This is a genomic window from Halomonas sp. HP20-15 (assembly GCF_033446685.1).
GTDB lineage: Bacteria > Pseudomonadota > Gammaproteobacteria > Pseudomonadales > Halomonadaceae > Modicisalibacter.
The window spans coordinates 257,277-277,391 of sequence record NZ_JAWQLY010000003.1 but is presented as its reverse complement, the minus strand read 5'-3'; the positions used below and the strand labels follow the sequence as shown (position 1 = coordinate 277,391).

Sequence of the window (20,115 nt, the reverse complement as noted above, 5' to 3'; positions counted from 1 at the left end):
TGTCGTTATCCTCAGCCGTGCTTGATGGCGACGGTTTTCAGTTGCGTATAACTCTTCAACCCCTCGAAGCCCTTCTCGCGGCCATGGCCGGAGCGCCCCACCCCGCCGAACGGCAACTCGATCCCGCCGGCGGCGCCGTAGTTGTTGACGAACACCTGACCGCTGCGGATGCGCTTGGCCAGGCGCAGTTGGCGTCCGCCGTCGCGGGTCCAGATGCCGGCGCACAGACCGAAGTCGGTGGCATTGGCCAGACGCACGGCATCGTCCTCGTCGTCGAAGCGCTGCACCGCCAGCACCGGACCGAACAGCTCCTCGCGCACCACGTCGTGATTCTCGGGAATGTCGACGAGCATCTGCGGCACCACGAAGTGACCGCCGCCGGGCGCGCCCTCGGCCACTTGACCGGCGGCCGCGACACGAATGCCATCGTCCTTCGCCGCGGCGAGCCGCGCCTCGAGTTTCTCGCGCTGGCGGGCATTGATCAGCGGGCCACAATCCGGGTCCCTCTCGCCGGCACCGCAGCGCAGTGCCGAGAAATGCTCGGCAAGACGGGCAATCACTGCGTCGTAGCAGCTCGCTTCGACCAGCAGGCGGCTGCCCGCCGAGCAGGTCTGGCCGGCGTTCTGGATGATCCCGCGCACCACCGCCGCCAGCGCGGCATCGAGATCGGCATCGGCGAACACCACCTGCGGCGACTTGCCGCCCAGCTCCATGGTCACGGGCACGTGGTTGGCCGCCGCCGCCTGGGTGACCAGCGTGCCGGTGACCGGCGAGCCGGTGAACGACAGATGATTGATGAGCGCATGCGCCGATAGCCCCGCGCCCGCCTCGCTGCCCAGGCCGGGAATCACGTTGAGCACACCGGGCGGCAGGCCGCAGCGCATGGCGATCTGGGCCAGGCGCAGCACGCTCAGGCAGGCGTCCTCGGCGGGCTTGAGCACCACGGTATTGCCGGCGGCCAGCGCGGCGGCCACGCAGCGTCCGAAGATCTGCGCCGGGTAGTTCCAGGGAATGATCTGGGCACAGACGCCGAACGGCTCGCGCAGGGTCAGCACCGTAAAGTCGTTCTCGAACGGGATCGTCTCGCCATGAAGCTTGTCGGCGGCACCGGCATAGAAGCGGAAGTAGCGTGCGCAGACGGCGATGTCGCCCTTGGCCTGGCTCATCGGCTTGCCGGTATCGGCGCATTCCAGCGCGGCCAGCGCCTCGGCGTCGTCATCGATGGCCGCCGCGAAGGCGTATAGCCACTCGCCGCGCTGACGGGCCGACCAATGGCTCCATTCGCCCAGCTCCCCATCGAAGGCGCGCCGCGCGGCCCTGACGGCCTCCTCGACATGCTCCGCCTCGCAGCGGGCGATCTCGGTGAGCGTCTCGCCGGTGGCCGGCGCCTCCACACGGAGCGTGTGGGGCGTTGTCACCCATTCGCCGGCAATCAGCGCCGCACGAGGCGGCATGTCAGGCATGTCGTGCATCGTTGTTTCCTCGCTCAGTAAAGAAGGTCGACCAGGCCCAGCGAAATCCAGGGCAGGTAGGTGATCGCCATCAGGCAGGCCAGCACCACCAGTACGAAGCGCAGCAACCAGGGGATCAGCTGGTCGATGGACAGCTTGGCCACCGCACAGGCGGCGAACAGGTTGACGCCCAGCGGTGGCGTGAACATGCCCAGCGCCAGGTTGACGACCACGATCAGGCCGAAGTGCACCGGGTCGATACCGTATTGCACGGCGATGGGCGTGAAGATCGGCGCCAGCACCAGAATGGCGGCGGAGGTCTCGACGAACATGCCCACCACCAGCAGCATCACATTGACCGCCAGCAGGAACGAGATCGGACTATCGAAGACCCGGGTCACCCAGGCCGCCACGTCCGAGGGCAGGCCCGAACGACTGATCAGGAAACTGAACAGCGTCGCCGCGGCGATGATCAGCATGATCGTGGTGGTCGAGATCACGCTCTGCTTGAAGATCGGCCACAGGTCGTCGAAGCCCAGTTCGCGATAGACCAGCCCGCCGACGATCAGCGCATACACCACCGCCACCGCCGACGCCTCGGTGGGCGTGAATACCCCGCCATAAATGCCGCCGATCACCACCACCGGCATCAGCATGGCCGCCCAGGCCCGCCGGAAGGCCGTGGTGAAGTCCTCGCGTTCCTCGCGGTCGCGCAGGCCGTAGCCGCGTACCTTGCAGAACAGGTACAGGAACAGCAGCAGCGAGCAGCCGATCAGCAGGCCCGGCCCGATGCCAGCGATGAACAGCCGCCCGATCGAGGTGTCGGTGCTGACGCCATACAGGATCAGCGGTATCGACGGCGGAATCAGCACGCCCAGTTCGGCGGACGAGGCCTGGATCGACGCCGCCAGCGGGCGCGGGTAGTCATGCTTGACCATCGCCGGGATCAGGATCGAGCCGATGGCGAACGTCGTCGCCACGCTCGACCCAGAGACGGCGGCGAACATCATGCAGGTCAGTACGCAGGTCATCGCCAGCCCGCCCTGCAGGCCACCGACGATCGACTTGGCGAGATCCACCAGGCGCTGCGAGATGCCGCCGGCCGCCATCAGGTTGCCGGCCAGGATGAAGAACGGGATCGCCATCAGCGGGAAGTTGTCGATGCCGACGAACATCTGCTGCGGCACCATCAGCAGCGGTAGCCGCGAGAAGAACTCGATGCCGATGATCGAAGCCAGCAGGATGGAAATGGCGATGGGCACACCCAGGCCGAACAGGATGATCAACGAGAGTCCGATGGCCAGGTTCATGAGCGCGCCCTCCCGGTAAGGCTGGCCGGCGCCGCCGCTGGCCTGGCGGCGTCCTGCAGCGTGTCGCTACGCGTCGCCTGGCTGGCGGGGACGATAGAGGGTTCCGACTTCGCCTCGGGTGGCGTCTCGGCCTCTACGGGGCCGATCGGTTCGCGCCGGGTCACCTGAGCGGCGATGCGTGCCAGTACCGCGAGCACCGAGAAGGCCGCCCCCACGGGGATGGCGGCATACGCCCAGGCGATCGAGATGCCCATGCCCGACAAGGTCTGCGAGCTCACCCGGATCGTCATCAGCGTGCCGAAGTAGACGAGAATCGTCAGGACGATGAGGCAACATAGGGCAACGAGAAGCTCGAGCCACACCAGCGCCCGGACCGGCACCAGCTTGTAGATGACTTCCACCGCCATCATGTAGCCACCGCGGAAGCTGGCGGCCGCCCCCAGGAAGACGCACCAGATCATCGCCGAGCGCGACATGACCTCGGACCAGGTCGACGGGGCATCGAACACGAAGCGCGTCAGCACCTGGTAAAAGCCCAGCGCCACCGAAACGACCAGCATCAGCACGGCAACGATCAGCGCGACACGCGACGTAAAGCGCTCGAAACGTAGAAAGAGTTCCAGCATGGCAGTCACCTTGCGTCGGCCACCCCCTAACCGGGGGGTGGCGAGGTTGCTAAAGTGCCGTGATTAACTGCTGGCCAGGCATTCGCTATTGCGAACCCGGTCGAGCATTTCGCTGCCGTACTGGTCGGTGTAGACCGAGTAGGACGGCTCGACGGCCTCCTGGAACTGCGACTTGTCGATGTTCTCGACCACCGTCATGCCCTTTTCCTTGAGCGCCTTGACTCCCTCTGTCTCGAGGCGCGAGACCTCGGCGCGGGTCGCCTCGGCACCGGCCTTGGCGGCCTGCTTGAACCAGCCCTTCTCCTCCTCGCTGAGGCCGTCCCACAGGACCGGGGAGGCGAGCATGACGGCCGGCGAATAGACGTGGCCGGTCAGTGACAGGTGATCCTGGACTTCCCACAGGTTGCTGGTGAGGATCACCGAGATGGGGTTCTCCTGGCCGTCGACCGTGCCCTGCTGGAGCGCGGTGAACAACTCGGGGAAGGCCATCGGCGTGGGATGCACGTCCATTTCCTCGAACGCGGCCATGTGCATCTTGTTCTCCATGGTGCGGATCTTCAGGCCCGCCGCATCCTCGGGCGTCTTAACGTCACGCAGGCTGTTGGTCAGGTGACGAAAGCCGTTCTCGGTCCAGGCCAGGCCGACCAGGTTGTTCTGGCCGATCTTGTCGAGCAGGTCCTGGCCGATCGGGCCGTCCAGTACACAGCGCGCCTGGTCGTAGTTGGCAAACAGGAACGGCAGGTCGAGCACGTAGGTCTCGGGGACGAAGTTGCCCAGCGGCCCGGTGGAGGTGATGACGGTATCGATGGTGCCGATCTGCAGCCCCTCGATCATCGCGCGCTCGCCGCCCAGCGCGCCGGAGGGGTGCTCCTCGACGACGAACTCGCCGCCGCTAAGTTCTTCCAGGGTCTTCTTGAAGGCATCGACGCCCACCGAGTAGTGGGAGTTGTCCGACGTGGTGTGGCCGACCGTGACGGTCTGGGCCGCCAGGGCGCTCAAGCTGGTAGTGGCCAGTGCCGCTGCGGCAAGACCGATGGTGGCGTTCAGCGCGGTGCGTGCAAAGCGTGCTGTCATTGTTGTTTCCTCTTCCGAGTTACGCTTTCGTGGGTGTGGCGGCCGAGCCGCCGGTTGAGCCGTCATGAGTGTCGAATCGTTATCGGGCGGCCTGCCGTTCGGCGACGAAGGTGCGCACGATCTCGTGGAAGTCGCGATCGGCGACGAAGCCGAGCCGTTCAGCGCGGCGCGTCTCGAAGCGCGCCGGCCAACTGGCGACGATGGCCTCGATGCGTGGCTCGGGCGCGTGCTGCACGCGGGCCAGGGCCTCCTCCCCGCCTATGTCGCGCAACACCTCGAGCATCGCGGCGACGCTGACGGTCAGTCCCGGCAGCATGATGCTGCGATACGGCACCAGCGCGTCGCTCGGCAGCGTCGCGGCATGCAGCAGCGCGTCGACGACGCGCCCCGGCGACATCACGAACAGCTCGAGATCGGTGGGCACCGGGCAGAGCGCCGTCTCGCCGCCCAGCGGCTCGCGCAGGATGCTGGACGCGAAGCTGGACGCGGCGGCATTGGGCCGCCCGGGGCGCACCACGATGGTCGGCAGGCGCAGCACGCAGCCATCGATCAGGCCGCGGCGGCTGTAGTCATTGATGAGCAGTTCGCACATCGCCTTCTGGGTGCCGTAGGAGCTCTGCGGCGTCAGCGCCGTCATGTCGTCGAGCGTGTCCGGCAACTCGCCGCCATAGACGGCCACCGAGCTGGCCATGATCAGGCGCGTCTCGGCCAGCCCGGCCGCGCGGCAGCCTTCCAGCAGGGCACGGGTGGCCTCGAAGTTGACCGTCATGCCCAGGTCGAGCTCCGCCTCGGCCGCCGCGCTGACCACGGCGGCAAGGTGATAGATGACCTCGGGACGCTCCCCGAGCAGGCTGTCCAGCGCACCGGGGCGGGTGATGTCCATGGCCCGGCAATCGAGCCGGATCGTGTCATGGGGCGGCGCTACCGGCTCGATCTGGTCGACGAGCGTCAGGCGCGTCAGCGCCTTGCCGTCGACCTGGCCGCGCTCGAGTAGCGCCCCGGTCAGGCGTTGGCCAAGAAAGCCGGCGGCGCCGGTGATCAGTACGTGCATCGTCCTTCCTTATCGTTGTTCGTCGCGTCACTACATTTGTCGAATCAGGCTTGTCGGGTCAGGCCTGCAGCCCGTAGGCCGCACCCCACCCCAGTCCGGCGGTGGTAGCCGCCGCCGGCTTGTATTCGCAGCCCACCCAGCCGTCGTAGCCCAGTGTCGCCAGGCGCTCGAGCACCGCCGGATAATTCACCTCGCCGACATCCGGCTCGTGACGTCCCGGCACGCCGGCGATCTGCACATGCCCCAGGTAGGGCAACTGCGCCTCGAGATTGGCGAACAGGTTCCCCTCGGTCATCTGGCAGTGATAGACGTCGAACTGGATGCGCAGGTTGTCGGCGCCGACCCGGGCCAGCACCTCGCGGGCCTGGGCTTGGCGGTTGAGGAAGAAGCCCGGCATGTCATGGAGGTTGATGGGCTCGATGAGCAGCGTCCGCCCGGCCCTGGCCAGTTCCCCCGCGGCGTAGCGCAGGTTGTCGATGTAGGTCGCCAGGTGCGCCTCACGGCTCGCCGCGTCGGCCTCCGCCGGCAGCAAGCCGGCCATGGCATGCAGCCGCGGGCAGTCGAGCGCCTCGGCATAGCGCAGCGCCTCGTGGACGCTGTCGCGGAACTCGGCCTCGCGTCCCGGCAGGCTGGCCAGGCCGCGTTCGCCCGCCTCCCAGCCGCCCGGTGGCAGGTTGAACAGCACCTGCTGCAGGCCGTTGTCGTCCAGAGCGGCGCGCAGCTCGTGCGGTGCATAGGCATAGGGGAACAGGTACTCGACGCCGCGGAACCCGGCCTTCGCCGCCACCGCGAAACGCTCGAGAAAGTCATGCTCGGTGAACAGCATGCTGAGGTTGGCGGCCAGCTTGATCATGACGTCGTCTTGCCTCTTGTCGTTGTCGGTTCAGTCGCGCGGGAAGCGCGCCTCGAGCTCGGCGACCTGTTCCGGCGTCAGGCAGCGCGGGTTCTGGCCGCGCAGCAGCAGGAACAGCTTGGCGGTTTCCTCGAGCTCCTCGGTGGCGTAGACCGCCGCCTCCAGCGACTTGCCCGCCACCACGGGGCCGTGATTGGCCAGCAGCACCGCACTGTGGCGACCGGCCAGGCCCTTCACCGCCTCGCCCAGGGCGGTATCGCCGGGCAGGTGATACGGCACCAGCGGCAGGCGGCCGACGCGCATCACGTAGTAGGCGGTGAGCGGCGGAATGCAGTCGTGGGTGTCGATATCCGGCAGGCACGATACCGCCACCGAATGGGTCGAATGCAGGTGCACGATGGCCTGTGACTGCGGTCGCTCGGCGTACATCGCCATGTGCAGGAAGCTTTCCTTGGTGGCCTTGTCGCCGTCGAGCAGCCGGCCCTCGCGGTCGAGCCGCGAGATGCGCGCCGGGTCGAGCCGTCCCAGGCAGGCGTTGGTGGGTGTCATCAGCCAGCCGCCGTCATCGAGACGCACGCTGATGTTGCCGCTCGAGCCCATGGTCAGGCCGCGGTCGAACAGCGACTTGGCGTAGGTGACGATCTGCTCGCGCAGGCGGTTGTCGTCGTGGCGGCTCATGACGTCGCTCCTCGGCCGAGGGCCTCGAAGGCACGGGTGAAGAAATCGACGCCCCCGAAGTTGCCGGACTTGAGCGCCAACGACAGTGGCGCCGCGCGCCCGGCCACCCGCGTCTGCGTCCAGGGCACGCCGGGGTCGATCTGCTCGCCGATACGCAATTCCGTCACGCCCAGTGCCGAGACCACCGCGCCGGAGGTCTCGCCACCGGCGACCACCAGCCGTCCGACGCCGTTGCCGACCAGTTCGCGGGCCAGCCGGGCCATGGCCCGCTCGACCAGCTCGCCGGCCCGGGCCGCGCCGAGGCGCTGCTGCGTCCGCTCGACCCGCTCGGGCGACGCCGAGGCGTAGATCAGCACCGGCGTCGCCTCGCCCAGGCGCTCGCGGGCGAAAGCCAGCGCTTCCTCGATCTGGGCATCGCTGTCGGCCAGCGCCAGCGGGTCCAGCGCATAGCCCTCATGCGAACGCAGGAAGTGCTCGGCCTGGCCCAGCGTGGCCCGCGAGCAGCTGCCCGACAGCACCAGGGCCGCGCCGCTCGGCGCCGCCAGCCGGGCGGCATTGCCGACCGGTGCCAGCCAGCCGCGCCGGCGGTAGGTTTCCGGCAGGGTCTGGCCCAGCCCCGAGCCGCCGGTGACCAGTGCCAGATCGGCCACCGTCTCGGCGAGAACGTCCAGATCGTGTTCATCCACGGTGTCGCAGATCACGTGCCGAATGCCTTCGCCTTGCAGCGCGGCCAGGCGCGCCTTGGCGGCCCCGGCTCCTTTAGCCAGCGTGGCGTGCGCCAGCAATCCGACCGGATGCGGCGTCTGCTGCGCCAGTACGCGCACCAGGTCGGCGTCACTCATCGGGTTGAGCGGGTGGTGCTGCATGCCGCTGTCGTTGAGCAGCCGGTCACCGACGAACAGGTGGCCCTGGTAGACGGTGCGCCCATTGACCGGAAAGGCCGGCACCATCACCGTCTGGCGGCCCTGCAAGCGCTCTTGCTGGGTCGCCCAAAGACGCTCCAGCAACGCATCGGCGACCGGCCCGATGTTGCCCCGTGGCGTGGAATCGAACGTCGAGCAGTACTTGAAGAAGAGCTGGCGTGCGCCCTGCGCCTGTAGCCAGTCGAGCGCCGCCAGGGAATCGCCCACGGCCTGCTCCACCGCACAGGAGCGCGACTTGAGCGCCACCACCACCGCGTCGACATCGTCGGCATCGAGCGGTGTGTCGGGTACGCCGATGGTCTGGAGACAGCGCATGCCGGCGCGCACCAGGTTGTTGGCCAGGTCCGTCGCGCCGGTGAAATCGTCGGCGATGGCACCGAGAACGAGGCTCATGCGCCGCCCTCCGCATCGTTGGCGGCCGGCAGCGCAATTCCCGACAGGCGCTGGTAGACCTTGACCACCGCCGCATCGTCCTCGCCTCCGAACCCGGCGCCGCTGGCGGCGGTGAACTGCTGCAGCGCGCTGGCCGCGACCGGCGTCGGGAAGGTCAGCTCGCGCCCGGTCTGGTGCACGAGGTTGAGGTCCTTGACGAAGATATCCACGGCGGAAAGCGGCGTGTAGTCGCCCTTGAGGATATGCGGCACACGATTCTCGAACATCCAGGAGTTGCCGGCGGAGTGGGTGATCACCTCGAAGAGCGTATCGGGATCGATGCCCATGCGAATGCCCAGCGCCATGGCCTCGGCGGCGGCGGCGATATGTACGCCGGCCAGCAGTTGATTGACCAGCTTGACGCTGGAGCCTGGCCCCGGAGCATCGCCCAGGCGATGGACCGTCTCGGCCATGGCGTCGAGGGCCGGCATGGCCTTGGCATAGGCCGCCTCGCTACCCGAGGCCATGACCGACAACCGCCCCTGGCGTGCCTTGGCCGCACCACCGCTGATCGGCGCATCGAGCATCAGCAGCCCGGCGGCCTCGAGCCGCTCGCCGAGGGCCTTGGCATAGCTCGGCGCCACGGTGGCGCACTGCATCACCAGACTGCCCGGCGCCAGCCGATCCGCCAGCCCCGTCTTGCCGAAGAGCACCGACTCGACCTGATCGGCGTTGACCACCACCACCAGCACGACACCACACTGCCCGGCCAACTCGGCCGGCGTCGCCACACTGGTGCCACCGCAAGATTCGAAGGCCCGACGGGCCGAGTCGTTGATGTCGCAACCGATCACCGCCAGCCCGGCCTCGAGCAGGGCCGTCGCCGTCCCCAGCCCCATGGCTCCCAGGCCTATCACTCCTACCGTCTCGACATGCGACGCGCGCTCGACCATCCGGCGGTCTCCCTTGCTGTCATGGTTTTGAGGGATCAAATGTTAGCGCTAACATCTGGTTTAGATTACCCTCTCAGAACGCGCAAGCGTTGGGAATGGGAGCACGACCAATGTCTAATTCAGAATCACCGGAGCGGCGCAAGCGCCGCGGGGCCGACAACCCCACCCTGGCCGATGTCGCCCGTGAATCGGGGGTATCCACCATCACCGTGTCGCGCGTGCTCAACTCGCCGGACAGCGTGCGCCAGGCCACCCGCGAACGCGTCGAGGCGGCCATCGAGCGCGTCGGCTATGTGCGCAACATGCTTGCCGGCAGCCTGGCTTCCGCCAATTCACGCTTCATCGCGGTGATCGTGCCGTCGCTCTCCAACGTGGTGTTCATCGAGGTCATCCATGGCCTGCAGACCACCTTCGAGAAGCATGGCTACCAGATACTGCTCGGCAATACCGAGTACGACATGCGCCGCGAGCACGAACTGGTACAGACCTTTCTCGGCTGGTCCTCGTCCGCCCTGGTGATTACCGGGCTACGCCACGACGAAGCCTGCACCGCCATGCTCAGGCGCTGGCAGAAGCCGGTCATGGAGATCATGGAACTCGGCCAGGGCATCGATCTCAACGTCGGCCTGTCGCACTACGATGCCGGGCGCTGCATGGCCCGGCACCTGCTCGATCGGGGCTATCGACGGATCGTTTATGCCGGTTCCCAGATGGATGGCAACTACCGGGCCCGGCTGCGTTACGAGGGGCACCGCGACCTGTTGCAGGAACACGGTCTGGAAGCGCCAATCGAGGAATGGCCGGATGCCAGTGCGCTAGAGATCGGTGCCAAGGCGTTGCGCCATGTGATGGTCCAGCGGCCGGGGACCGAGGCCATTCACTTCGCCGACGACACCCTGGCCACCGGCGCCATCCTGGATGCCAACCGGGCGGGTATCCGCGTACCCGACGACGTTGCCATTGCCGGTTTCACCGGCCTGCCCTTCGGCCAGCACATCACGCCCCGATTGACGACGATCGTGTCGCCGCGAGAAGCCATCGGCCGCATTGCCGCCGAGCAGGTCATTGCACGTATCGAGGGAAAGGCCGTAAAACCATCGGTTTACGATATCGGTTTTGAACTTTGCGTGGGAGAAAGCGCATAACACAGCGCCGTCGCTTCCGCGCAAACGACCATGGGATGTCACTCAGGCCTTCGCCGCGAAGGCGCTAACCCGATGCAGCAGCCCGATGCTTCTTCGTCGGCGATCGAAAAAATTCTTCAACGCCGCGAAACCCACAACCATGCGGCCTGGCGAAAGCATCGTTGACCCCGCCGCAAAGAGTCACAAGTTACCCACAAGTTATTCACTTGCTGCTGACCAAAAGCCACATTATCTTGTGCTCGTGCACGACATAACCACAATATGCTGTGACATCTAGCAATTCAGAAAAACCCTGTCAATGGTCCTTAACGCGCTGAAACGGCCGCCTTTTTGGCTTCTAGAGCACCATGGACAGCGTTTTCATTTCATCATCTCACTAACGGAACCCGGCATCATGGAAACCACACTCGATCCCGGCAAGACGGCTCTGAACACGACCGCACCGAAACAACTGCGCGTCATCAAGCGAGGCGGTGACGTCGCCGCGTTCGACGCCAGCAAGATTTCCGTGGCCATGACCAAGGCCTTCATCGCGGTCGAGGGTGACAATGCCGGGGCTTCGTCGCGGGTCCGCGATTTCGTCGCCGAAGCCACCGCCCAGATCGCCGAGGCCTTCCAGCGCCGCATGCCCGACGGCGGCACGCTGCATATCGAGGATATCCAGGACCAGGTGGAACTGGCGCTGATGCGCGCCGGCGAGCAGAAGGTCGCGCGCGCCTACGTGCTCTACCGCGAGGAACATGCCCGCGCCCGCCAGGCCAGCGGCGGCGACATCGAAAAGCCGCACCCGACGCTCAACGTCACGCTCGCCGATGGCAGCGTCCGCCCGCTCGACCTGGGCCGCGTCGAGACGCTGGTGCATGACGCCTGCGCCGAACTCGACAACGTCGACGCCAAGAAGATCGTCGACGATTCGCTGAAGAATCTCTACGACGGCGTGTCGCTGGACGGCGTGGCCACCGCGCTGATGATGACCGCGCGCACGCTGGTCGAGAAGGAGCCCAACTACACCTACGTCACCGCGCGGCTGCTGCAGGACAACCTGCGCCGCGAGGCGCTCTCCTTCCTGGGCATCGCCGAGGAGGCGACCTACCAGGAGATGGCCGAGTTCTACAAGCCGGCCTTCAAGGCGTACATCGCCAAGGGCATCGAGTTCGAGCAGCTCGACCCGCAGCTTGCCGAATTCGACCTCGAGCGTCTCGGCGACGCGCTGGATCACAGCCGCGACAACCAGTTCACCTACCTCGGCCTGCAGACCCTCTACGACCGCTACTTCATCCATCGCGACGACGTGCGCTACGAACTGCCGCAGGTGATGTTCATGCGCGTCGCCATGGGCCTGTCGCTCAACGAGGACGACCGCGAAGCGCGCGCCGTCGAATTCTACGAGCTGCTGTCGAGCTTCGATTACATGGCCTCGACGCCGACGCTGTTCAACGCCGGCACCGTGCGCAGCCAGCTTTCCAGCTGCTATCTGACCACCGTGCCCGACCAGCTCGACGGCATCTACAGCGCGATCCGCGACAACGCCCTGCTCTCCAAGTGGGCCGGTGGCCTAGGCAACGACTGGACCCCGGTGCGCGCGCTGGGCTCCTACATCAAGGGCACCAACGGCAAGAGCCAGGGGGTGGTGCCGTTCCTCAAGGTGGTCAACGACACCGCGGTGGCGGTCAACCAGGGCGGCAAGCGCAAGGGCGCGGTCTGCGCCTACCTCGAGACCTGGCACCTGGACATCGAGGAGTTCATCGAGCTGCGCAAGAACACCGGCGACGATCGCCGCCGCACCCATGACATGAACACCGCCAACTGGGTGCCGGATCTGTTCATGAAGCGGGTATTCGACGACAAGGAGTGGACGCTGTTCTCGCCGTCCACCTGCCCGGACCTGCACGATCTGTACGGCGCCGCCTTCGAGCAGCGCTACGCAGAGTACGAAGCGATGACCTATACCGGTCAGCTCAAGCTCTTCAAGCGCGTCAAGGCCAAGGACCTGTGGCGCAAGATGCTGTCGATGCTGTTCGAGACCGGCCACCCGTGGGTCACCTTCAAGGACCCCTGCAACCTGCGCAGCCCGCAGCAGCACGCCGGCGTGGTGCACTCCTCGAACCTGTGCACCGAGATCACCCTGAATACCAGCGCCGACGAGATCGCGGTCTGCAACCTGGGCTCGATCAACCTCTCACAGCACGTGATCGACGGCGTGTTCGACGGCGACAAGCTCAAAAAGACCGTGCGCACCGCCGTACGGATGCTCGACAACGTCATCGACATCAACTACTACGCGGTGCCGCAGGCCAAGAACTCCAACTTCAAGCACCGCCCGGTGGGGCTCGGCATCATGGGCTTCCAGGACGCACTCTACAAGCAGGGCATCGCCTACGCCTCCGACGGCGCGGTGAGCTTCGCCGACACCTCCATGGAGCTGGTCAGCTATCACGCCATCGAGGCCTCCTCGGATCTTGCCGCCGAGCGCGGCAAGTACCAGAGCTATGACGGCTCGCTGTGGAGCCAGGGCATCCTGCCGATCGACTCGATCGAGAAACTGAAGCAGGAGCGCGGCGCCGACTACATCGAGGTCGACACCTCGACCACCCAGGACTGGGATCGCATCCGCGACAAGCTCGCCAGCCAGGGCATGCGCAACTCCAACGTGATGGCGATCGCGCCCACCGCGACGATCTCCAACATCTGCGGCGTCTCGCAGTCGATCGAGCCGACCTACCAGAACCTGTTCGTCAAATCGAACCTGTCCGGCGAGTTCACCGTGGTCAACGCCCACATGGTCAACGACCTCAAGGAGCGCGGCCTGTGGGACGAGGTGATGATCAACGACCTCAAGTACTACGACGGCTCGCTGCAGCCCATCGACCGCGTGCCGGACGATCTCAAGGCGCGCTACGCCACCGCCTTCGAGGTCGAGCCCAAGTGGCTGGTCGATGCCGCCTCGCGGCGCCAGAAGTGGATCGACCAGGCCCAGTCGCTGAACCTGTACATCGCCGGGGTCTCGGGCAAGAAGCTCGACGTCACCTATCGCATGGCCTGGTATCGCGGTCTCAAGACCACCTATTACCTGCGCGCGCTGAGCGCCTCCTCGGTCGAGAAGTCCACCGTCGATCGCGGCCGGCTCAACGCCGTGGGTAACGGCGGCGGCGCACCGGCGCCCGAGCCGAGCGCCGCGCAACCGGCGCCTGCCGCATCCGCCGCGCCTGCGCCCAGCGCCGGCACCCAGGAGCCGCGCGGTATCGACGACTTCCTCACCGGCAAGGGCGGCAGCGGCTCGCGCGCCCCCTCCGCCGGGGAGATCGACGAGCTGGGCTGCGAGGCCTGCCAGTAACACGAGACGCTACGCGCCAGCGACGGGCTTCGAGCCGCTCGAAGCTCGAAGCTCGAAGCGCACAAAGCCTAGTCACCGGCGTCACGGCGTGACGCCGCAAGCGAGAGAACAGGACAGACGACATGCTGAACTGGGACGAATTTCACGAAGACGACGCGCCAACCGCCGAGCAGGCCAAGCCGCAGCCGGCCGCACCGAAGCCGGCCGCACCGAAGCCGGCCGCACCGCAAGCCGAGCAGGACGCCGTCGAGGAAAGCGCCAGCCGCTATCAGGTCGGTGACAACGACCGCCTGGCACGCGCCAGGAAATCGCTGGAAGAGCTCGACGTCGCCGCCGGCCTGGAAGAGCTCGAGATGGGCGCGGCGCGCATCGAAGTCGACGACAAGACGATGATCAACGCCCGCGCCGATCTTAACCAGTTGGTGCCCTTCAAGTACGACTGGGCCTGGCAGAAGTATCTCGACGGCTCCGCCAATCACTGGATGCCGCAAGAGATCAACATGAATGCGGACATCGCGCTGTGGAAGAGCAACGACGGTCTGACCGCCGACGAGCGGCGCATCGTCGAGCGCAGCCTGGGCTACTTCTCCACCGCCGATTCGCTGGTCGCCAACAATCTGGTACTGGCGGTCTATCGCCTGATCACCAACCCCGAATGCCGCCAGTACCTGCTGCGCCAGGCCTTCGAGGAGGCGATCCACACCCACGCCTACCAGTACTGCGTGGAATCGCTGGGCATGGACGAAGGCGAAGTCTTCAACATGTACCGCGAGGTGCCCTCGGTCGCCGCCAAGGCCGCCTGGAGCCTCAAGCACACCCAGTCGCTGTCGCGCCCGAACTTCCAGACCGGCACCCCGGAGACCGACCAGGAACTGCTGCGTAACCTGATCGCCTTCTATTGCGTCACCGAGGGCATCTTCTTCTATTGCGGCTTCAGCCAGATTTTGTCGATGGGCCGGCGCAACAAGATGACCGGCGTCGCCGAACAGTTCCAGTACATCCTGCGCGACGAGTCGATGCACCTGAACTTCGGCGTCGACATGATCAACCAGATCAAGATCGAGAACCCCAACCTTTGGACGCCCGAGTTCCAGGACGAGGTCACCCAGATGATCCTCGAGGGCACCGAGCTGGAGGTCGCCTACGCCCGCGATACCATGCCGCGCGGCGTGCTCGGCATGAACGCGGCGATCATGGAGGAGTACCTGCACTTCATCTGCAACCGCCGCCTGGCGCAGATCGGCCTGAAAGAGCAGTTCCCGGGCGCCAGCAATCCCTTCCCGTGGATGAGCGAGATCATCGACCTGCGCAAGGAGAAGAACTTCTTCGAGACGCGCGTCACCGAATACCAGGTCGGCGGTGCGCTGAACTGGGATTGATCGCCGCGCGGTAGGTTGCGGTGGGTAAATAGCCACGCTGTCCTGCCCAGAGATGATCCGCAGCGATGACGAGGGCCATGTCACATGACATGGCCCGCTTTGCGTCGTGGCCAGGCTGACGGTAGGCTTGCCGCCGTCCCGGCCTTCCCACCGACGGTGTCCCATGTGATAGCGAACACCGCCGGCTAACGTTAGCCTCAATTCCATACCTATCGTGAAAAGGACTACAGCATGCAACTCGGTATGATCGGACTCGGTCGCATGGGCGGCAATATTGCACGTCGTCTGATGAACAGGGGGCATGAGATCGTCGCTTACGATCGGAGTTCGGAAACCGTGGCCGCGCTGACTCAAGAGGGCGCAACCGGGGTCGATACCCTCGAAGGGCTGGTCGCGAGCCTGCAGGCCCCGCGCGCCGTGTGGGTGATGCTGCCGGCCGGCGAGGCGACCGAGTCGACGATCGACACCCTCGCCAAGCTGCTCGATGCCGACGATGTGATCATCGACGGTGGCAACACCTTCTACAAGGACGATATCCGCCGGGCCCAGGCGCTCAAGCCCCAGGGCATCCATTATGCCGATGTCGGCACTTCCGGCGGCGTCTGGGGGCTCGAGCGCGGCTATTGCATGATGGTCGGCGCCGAGCGCGCGATCTTCGAGCGCCTCGATCCGCTGTTCGACGACCTGGCGCCCGGCTACGGCGACCTGGAGCGCACCCGCGGCCGCAACGCCCCCGACGATCGCGCCGAGCGTGGCTACATCCATGCCGGACCGGTGGGTGCCGGTCATTACGTTAAGATGGTCCATAACGGCATCGAATACGGCCTGATGCAGGCGTATGCCGAAGGCTTCGAGCTGATGCAGAGCAAATCGTCTTCGGCACTGCCGGAAGATCAGCGCTTCGAGCTCAACCTGGCGGATGTCGCCGAAGTCTGGCGGCGCGGCAGCGTGGTCTCTTCCTGGCTGCTCGACCTGACCGCCCAGGCCCTGGCCGGCGACTCTCGGCTCGACCACTACACCGGCGCGGTCGCCGACAGCGGCGAGGGGCGCTGGACGATCGACGCCGCGGTCGAACAGGGCGTGGCCGCGCCGGTGCTGGCCAACGCGCTGTTCGCGCGCTTCAGCTCCCGCAAGGAAAACACCTACGCCAACCGGCTCCTTTCGGCGATGCGCTTCGGCTTCGGCGGCCATGTCGAACCGCCGAAGTAACCGGGCGACACTGCGCCCTCCCCGCTCCTGTTACCGGGAGCGGGACATCATTGCCCCAGCGAGCGCCGCCAGCGCGCCTCCAGGGTATCGGGGCCGGTAGGGCCGTACAGCGCCCGGGGCGCGTCGCGATACCATGCCCACATCTGATCGCCGTAGCTGTAGTGCCACCATTCGCTGGGCAGGTTGGCGAAACCGGCATCGCGCATGGCGTGATAGAGGATTCGGCGACGATCGCGATAGGTCCGGGACAGGGCATCGTCACCATAATGCTCGAAGTGGACGGTATTGGAGGCCGGGCGCGCCTCGTCGAAGGCCGAGCCCATGTCCAGCAGCAGCCCGTCGGCGTCGCACAGCGCCACATCCACTGCGCCGCCGGTGAGATGGGGGCTGGGGCATTCCATACTGGTACTGGGCGGTGAGACGAAGGCCCGGGTCATCGCCCGAAGGTCCGACTCATCGAGATCGGCGTAGCGGGCTTCGACCATGCCCAGCAGCGTGTCGTAGAGGTGGCGTTGCACGACGTAGGGACGCCAGGCGTCGAGCACCACCAGGCCCAGCCCCTCGGGTAGCCCACGAGCCACCTCGAGCAGCCGCCGATAGACCGCCTCGCGGACCAGGCACTCGGGAACCGCTCCGGGGACGCCGAGCACGTAATAGATGGGATGGGTGCGCAGCGCCGCTCCCGCGAGGCTGAGTGGATGCAGCGGTGCGCCCTCGTCGGCGATGGGAATGGCCGCGATCGCCTCCCATTGCGGATCGGCAATGGGCGCGATGGGCCGGGTGTCGAGTCGGTTCACGGTCAAGCGGTTCGTATCCAAGATGAAGTCAGCCAATGGTGTTCGGGAGCCAGGTAATCAGCCCCGGGAAGAGGATCAGCACCAGCAGCACCGCTATCGCGACCAGAATGAACGGCCAGATGGTGCGAAACAGTACGGTGATGTCGAGCCGACTGACCGCCGCGGCGATGAACAGGCAAGCGCCCATCGGCGGCGTGATCAAGGCGATGGTGATGTTCAGGGTGATGATGATGCCCAGCACCACCGGATCGATGCCGGCCGCCAGCGCCACCGGCGTGAATACCGGAGAGAGCAGCATCAGCGCCGAGACTTCCTCCATGAACATGCCGGTGACGAAGGTGATCGCGCTGAGCAGCAACAGCACGATGACCGGCGAGTCGATGAATGGCTCCAGCAGCCCGGTGAAACGATCAGGCGCCTGGGCGTAGGCCAGCTCCCAGCTGATCACCGAAGAGATGCCGATGATCAGGAAGATCGCCGAGGCCAGCCGGGTGGTCTCGACCGCTGCCCGCCAGAAGGCCCGTGGGCGCAACTCGCCCATCGCCAGGCCACACAGGGCGACGTAGAACACGGTCAGCGCCCCCGACTCGGTCGGCGTGACGAAGCCCAGCACGATCCCGGCGACGATGATGAACGGTGCGACCAGCGCCGGCAAGGCGCCACTTACCGCCTCGAAGACCTCGCGCCGCTCAGGCAGCGTGGTACGCCGCTCGAGGCCGGCACGACGGGCGTGCACGGCATTCATGGCCATGAACGCCAGCGCCAGCAGCAGCCCGGGAACCACGCCGCCGAGAAACAGCTGGCCGACCGAGGTGTTGGTCTGGGAACTGTAGAGAATCATGAAGATGCTCGGCGGGATGATCGGCCCGATCAGCGAGCTGCCGGCGGTCAGCCCGGCGGCAAAGGCGGTGGAATAGCCTTCGCGGGTCATCGCCGGCACCAGCAGCGCGCCCAGCGCCGAGGCGTCGGCGGCCGCCGAACCGTTGACCCCGGACATGAACACGCTGCCCACCACGTTGACGTGGCCGATGCCGCCACGCAGGTGGCCGACCAGCAGGCGAGCGACACGCATCAGCCGCTCGGTCATGCCGCAGGCGTTCATCAGGTTGCCGGCGAGGATGAACAGTGGGATCGCCATCAGCGAGAAGCTGTTGAGGCCGCCGAAGAACTGTTGCGGGGTCATTCGCGCGATCAACCCCGGGTCGATGAAAACGAAGCCCACCAGCGCGGTGACGATCAGCGTCAGGAACAGCGGTATGCCCAGCAGGGTATTGGCCAGCAGGGTCACGAACATCGCGGCGACCATCATGACGCGGCCCCCTCGCGGGTATCTGCAACGCCATCGCCGGCTTGCGGCAACGGCCGCGGTCCGTAGAGCAGCACCTGCAGGGCGAGCAATCCGAAGCCAATGGGCATGGCAAGCATCGGGATGGTGCGGCTGATGCCCAGGCCCTGCGAAGTGAAGTAGCCCACCGACAGCGCGTAGTGCCAGCTCCACCAGGTCATCGCCACGGCGAGGGCCAGGGTCAGCAGCCATTGGTAGCCAAGCAGCACGCGCCGAGCCGTGCCGCCCAGTTTGCGCTCGAGCAACGCCACGCGCATGTGTTCGCCGCGTACCCAGACGTTGCCGGCGATCAGCAGCGCCGAGGCGATCAGGCAATAGCGTGCGAGTTCGTCGCTCCAGATCGGCGCCTGGCCGACCACGTAGCGGGTGACGACGCCGTAGAGGATATCGACCAGGGTAATCAGCAGCGCGATGCCGCCCAGCGCGGTGGTCGCTCGACCCAGCAGCGTCAGCAGGGTATCTCGGAACATGGTGATGTTACGCGACCCGACCGGCCGCTTGCCGGTCGGGTCTTTCGCCTCGTCGGATGGATGGAGTCGCGTCACTTGGCCAGCAGGTCGCTCTGACCGGCGTCCTCGAGAGCCATCTCGATCCACTCGGCGCCGATGCCCTTCTCCTTCAACCAGTCGATGTAGGCCGGCTGGCCCTGCTCGCGGAAGGCCGCCAGCTCCTCCTCGGTAGGCTCGATGACCTGCATGCCGTTATCGCCAAGGAACTGGATGCGTTCGTCGACACGCTTCTCGACATCCGTACGATTGAGTTCGTTGGCCTCTTTCACGGCCGCGTCGATGGCTTGGCGATCCTCCTCGGAGAGCCCTTCGTACCAGCTGCCGTTGGCTACCAGGAACTGGTCGGAGTACTGCACGTTGGCGAGTGTCAGGTACTTCTGAACCTCGTAGAGGCTGCCCATGATGATGTACATCGGCGGGTTCATCTGGCCATCGGCGACGTTGGTCTTGAGTGCCATGTAGGTGTCGGTCCAGGGGATCGGCGTCCCCGAGGCGCCAAAGGCTTCGTAGAGCGCTACCTGGCTGGGGTCCATGGCCCGAAAGCGCAGTCCCTCGAAATCGTCGGGGCTGCTGATGGGGCGCTTGGAGTTGGTGAAGTCGAGGAAGCCGCCCTCCTCGATCACGCCGAGCAGCTCGGCGCCCGTGCGCTCCTTCAGGGTAGCCTCGACCTTGTTCCAGTAATCGCCCTCGTCGAAGAACTCATGGGCAGCCGAGTAATCCTCGAACAGGAACGGGATGGCGCTGACGTAGATCTCCGGCACGATCGGCGACAGGCCGGCAAACGAGGCAATGTTCAGACTCGGCGTATTGATCACCTGCTCCATGCGCTCCTGCTCTTCGCCGAGCATGGAATTGGGGTAGAGCTTGAGCGTGATGTCGCCGTCGGTCTTCTCTTCGACCAACCGCTTGAGGTTGGTGGCGAACAGGTGCACGGCGTTCTTGTCGGTATCGGGCGGGCCGTTGTAGCTCAGGTTGAGGGTGGTGGCCGCATTGGCCAGGCTCGCGCAGGCAAGCATTCCCGAAGCGGTGGCTGTCAGCAGGGCGTTACGCAGGATGGAGGGACTCATCGGTAGGGCTCCTTGTTGTTGTCTGGATTCACCATGGAA

General features: G+C 66.0%; 17 protein-coding genes. 4 read left to right on the top strand and 13 right to left on the bottom strand.

Annotation, left to right across the window (positions count from 1 at the left end; all coding sequences use genetic code 11):
* Positions 1-11 precede the first annotated feature (11 nt).
* The 9 genes from R6258_RS05920 to ltnD form a co-directional block, all read right to left on the bottom strand.
* Positions 12-1,472 (bottom strand): aldehyde dehydrogenase family protein, encoded by a 1,461-nt coding sequence (locus R6258_RS05920; RefSeq protein ID WP_318448555.1) that lies wholly within the window; start codon positions 1,470-1,472, stop codon positions 12-14.
* A 14-nt stretch (positions 1,473-1,486) separates the two neighbouring features.
* The gene (locus tag R6258_RS05915) at positions 1,487-2,761 is read right to left on the bottom strand and encodes a TRAP transporter large permease (protein WP_318448553.1); all 1,275 of its coding nucleotides are present in this window, start codon (positions 2,759-2,761) and stop codon (positions 1,487-1,489) included.
* The gene (locus R6258_RS05910) at positions 2,758-3,387 is read right to left on the bottom strand and encodes a TRAP transporter small permease (protein ID WP_318448551.1); all 630 of its coding nucleotides are present in this window, start codon (positions 3,385-3,387) and stop codon (positions 2,758-2,760) included. Before R6258_RS05910 ends, R6258_RS05915 begins: the two co-directional genes overlap by 4 nt.
* A gap of 63 nt (positions 3,388-3,450) precedes the next feature.
* On the bottom strand, positions 3,451-4,461 hold the full coding sequence (locus R6258_RS05905) for a TRAP transporter substrate-binding protein (RefSeq protein WP_318448550.1): 1,011 nt from the start codon (positions 4,459-4,461) through the stop codon (positions 3,451-3,453).
* Between the two features lie 79 nt (positions 4,462-4,540).
* Complete coding sequence (gene denD, locus R6258_RS05900; protein ID WP_318448548.1) at positions 4,541-5,512, bottom strand: D-erythronate dehydrogenase; 972 nt, start codon at positions 5,510-5,512, stop codon at positions 4,541-4,543.
* 58 nt (positions 5,513-5,570) lie between these two features.
* The gene (otnI, locus tag R6258_RS05895; RefSeq protein ID WP_318448546.1) at positions 5,571-6,365 is read right to left on the bottom strand and encodes a 2-oxo-tetronate isomerase; all 795 of its coding nucleotides are present in this window, start codon (positions 6,363-6,365) and stop codon (positions 5,571-5,573) included.
* A 30-nt stretch (positions 6,366-6,395) separates the two neighbouring features.
* On the bottom strand, positions 6,396-7,043 hold the full coding sequence (otnC, locus tag R6258_RS05890) for a 3-oxo-tetronate 4-phosphate decarboxylase (protein ID WP_318448544.1): 648 nt from the start codon (positions 7,041-7,043) through the stop codon (positions 6,396-6,398).
* Positions 7,040-8,359, bottom strand: coding sequence for a 3-oxo-tetronate kinase (gene otnK, locus R6258_RS05885; RefSeq protein ID WP_318448542.1), 1,320 nt, complete (start codon positions 8,357-8,359; stop codon positions 7,040-7,042). Before otnK ends, otnC begins: the two co-directional genes overlap by 4 nt.
* Complete coding sequence (gene ltnD, locus R6258_RS05880; protein ID WP_318448540.1) at positions 8,356-9,291, bottom strand: L-threonate dehydrogenase; 936 nt, start codon at positions 9,289-9,291, stop codon at positions 8,356-8,358. The genes otnK and ltnD overlap by 4 nt, the downstream gene beginning before the upstream one ends.
* Before the next feature lie 110 nt (positions 9,292-9,401).
* Here ltnD and R6258_RS05875 point away from each other — a divergent pair, with 110 nt between their 5' ends.
* The 4 genes from R6258_RS05875 to gnd all read left to right on the top strand — a co-directional run bounded on the left by R6258_RS05875 (position 9,402) and on the right by gnd (position 16,358).
* A complete protein-coding gene (locus R6258_RS05875) occupies positions 9,402-10,436 on the top strand; it encodes a LacI family DNA-binding transcriptional regulator (RefSeq protein ID WP_318448539.1) in 1,035 nt (344 codons plus the stop codon).
* A gap of 394 nt (positions 10,437-10,830) precedes the next feature.
* Positions 10,831-13,770, top strand: coding sequence for a ribonucleoside-diphosphate reductase subunit alpha (locus R6258_RS05870; protein ID WP_318448537.1), 2,940 nt, complete (start codon positions 10,831-10,833; stop codon positions 13,768-13,770).
* Positions 13,771-13,892: 122 nt separating this feature from the next.
* A complete protein-coding gene (locus R6258_RS05865; RefSeq protein ID WP_318448535.1) occupies positions 13,893-15,149 on the top strand; it encodes a ribonucleotide-diphosphate reductase subunit beta in 1,257 nt (418 codons plus the stop codon).
* Between the two features lie 231 nt (positions 15,150-15,380).
* A complete protein-coding gene (gnd, locus tag R6258_RS05860) occupies positions 15,381-16,358 on the top strand; it encodes a phosphogluconate dehydrogenase (NAD(+)-dependent, decarboxylating) (protein ID WP_318448533.1) in 978 nt (325 codons plus the stop codon).
* Between the two features lie 47 nt (positions 16,359-16,405).
* Here the strand turns inward: gnd and R6258_RS05855 are convergent, their stop codons facing one another.
* The 4 genes from R6258_RS05855 to dctP form a co-directional block, all read right to left on the bottom strand.
* Complete coding sequence (locus tag R6258_RS05855; RefSeq protein ID WP_318448532.1) at positions 16,406-17,155, bottom strand: M15 family metallopeptidase; 750 nt, start codon at positions 17,153-17,155, stop codon at positions 16,406-16,408.
* Between the two features lie 28 nt (positions 17,156-17,183).
* The gene (locus R6258_RS05850) at positions 17,184-18,464 is read right to left on the bottom strand and encodes a TRAP transporter large permease (RefSeq protein ID WP_318448530.1); all 1,281 of its coding nucleotides are present in this window, start codon (positions 18,462-18,464) and stop codon (positions 17,184-17,186) included.
* Positions 18,461-18,970, bottom strand: a complete 510-nt coding sequence (locus R6258_RS05845) for a TRAP transporter small permease (protein ID WP_318448529.1) — start codon at positions 18,968-18,970, stop codon at positions 18,461-18,463. Before R6258_RS05845 ends, R6258_RS05850 begins: the two co-directional genes overlap by 4 nt.
* 71 nt (positions 18,971-19,041) lie before the next feature.
* On the bottom strand, positions 19,042-20,076 hold the full coding sequence (gene dctP / locus R6258_RS05840; protein ID WP_412176355.1) for a TRAP transporter substrate-binding protein DctP: 1,035 nt from the start codon (positions 20,074-20,076) through the stop codon (positions 19,042-19,044).
* Positions 20,077-20,115: the final 39 nt, after the last annotated feature.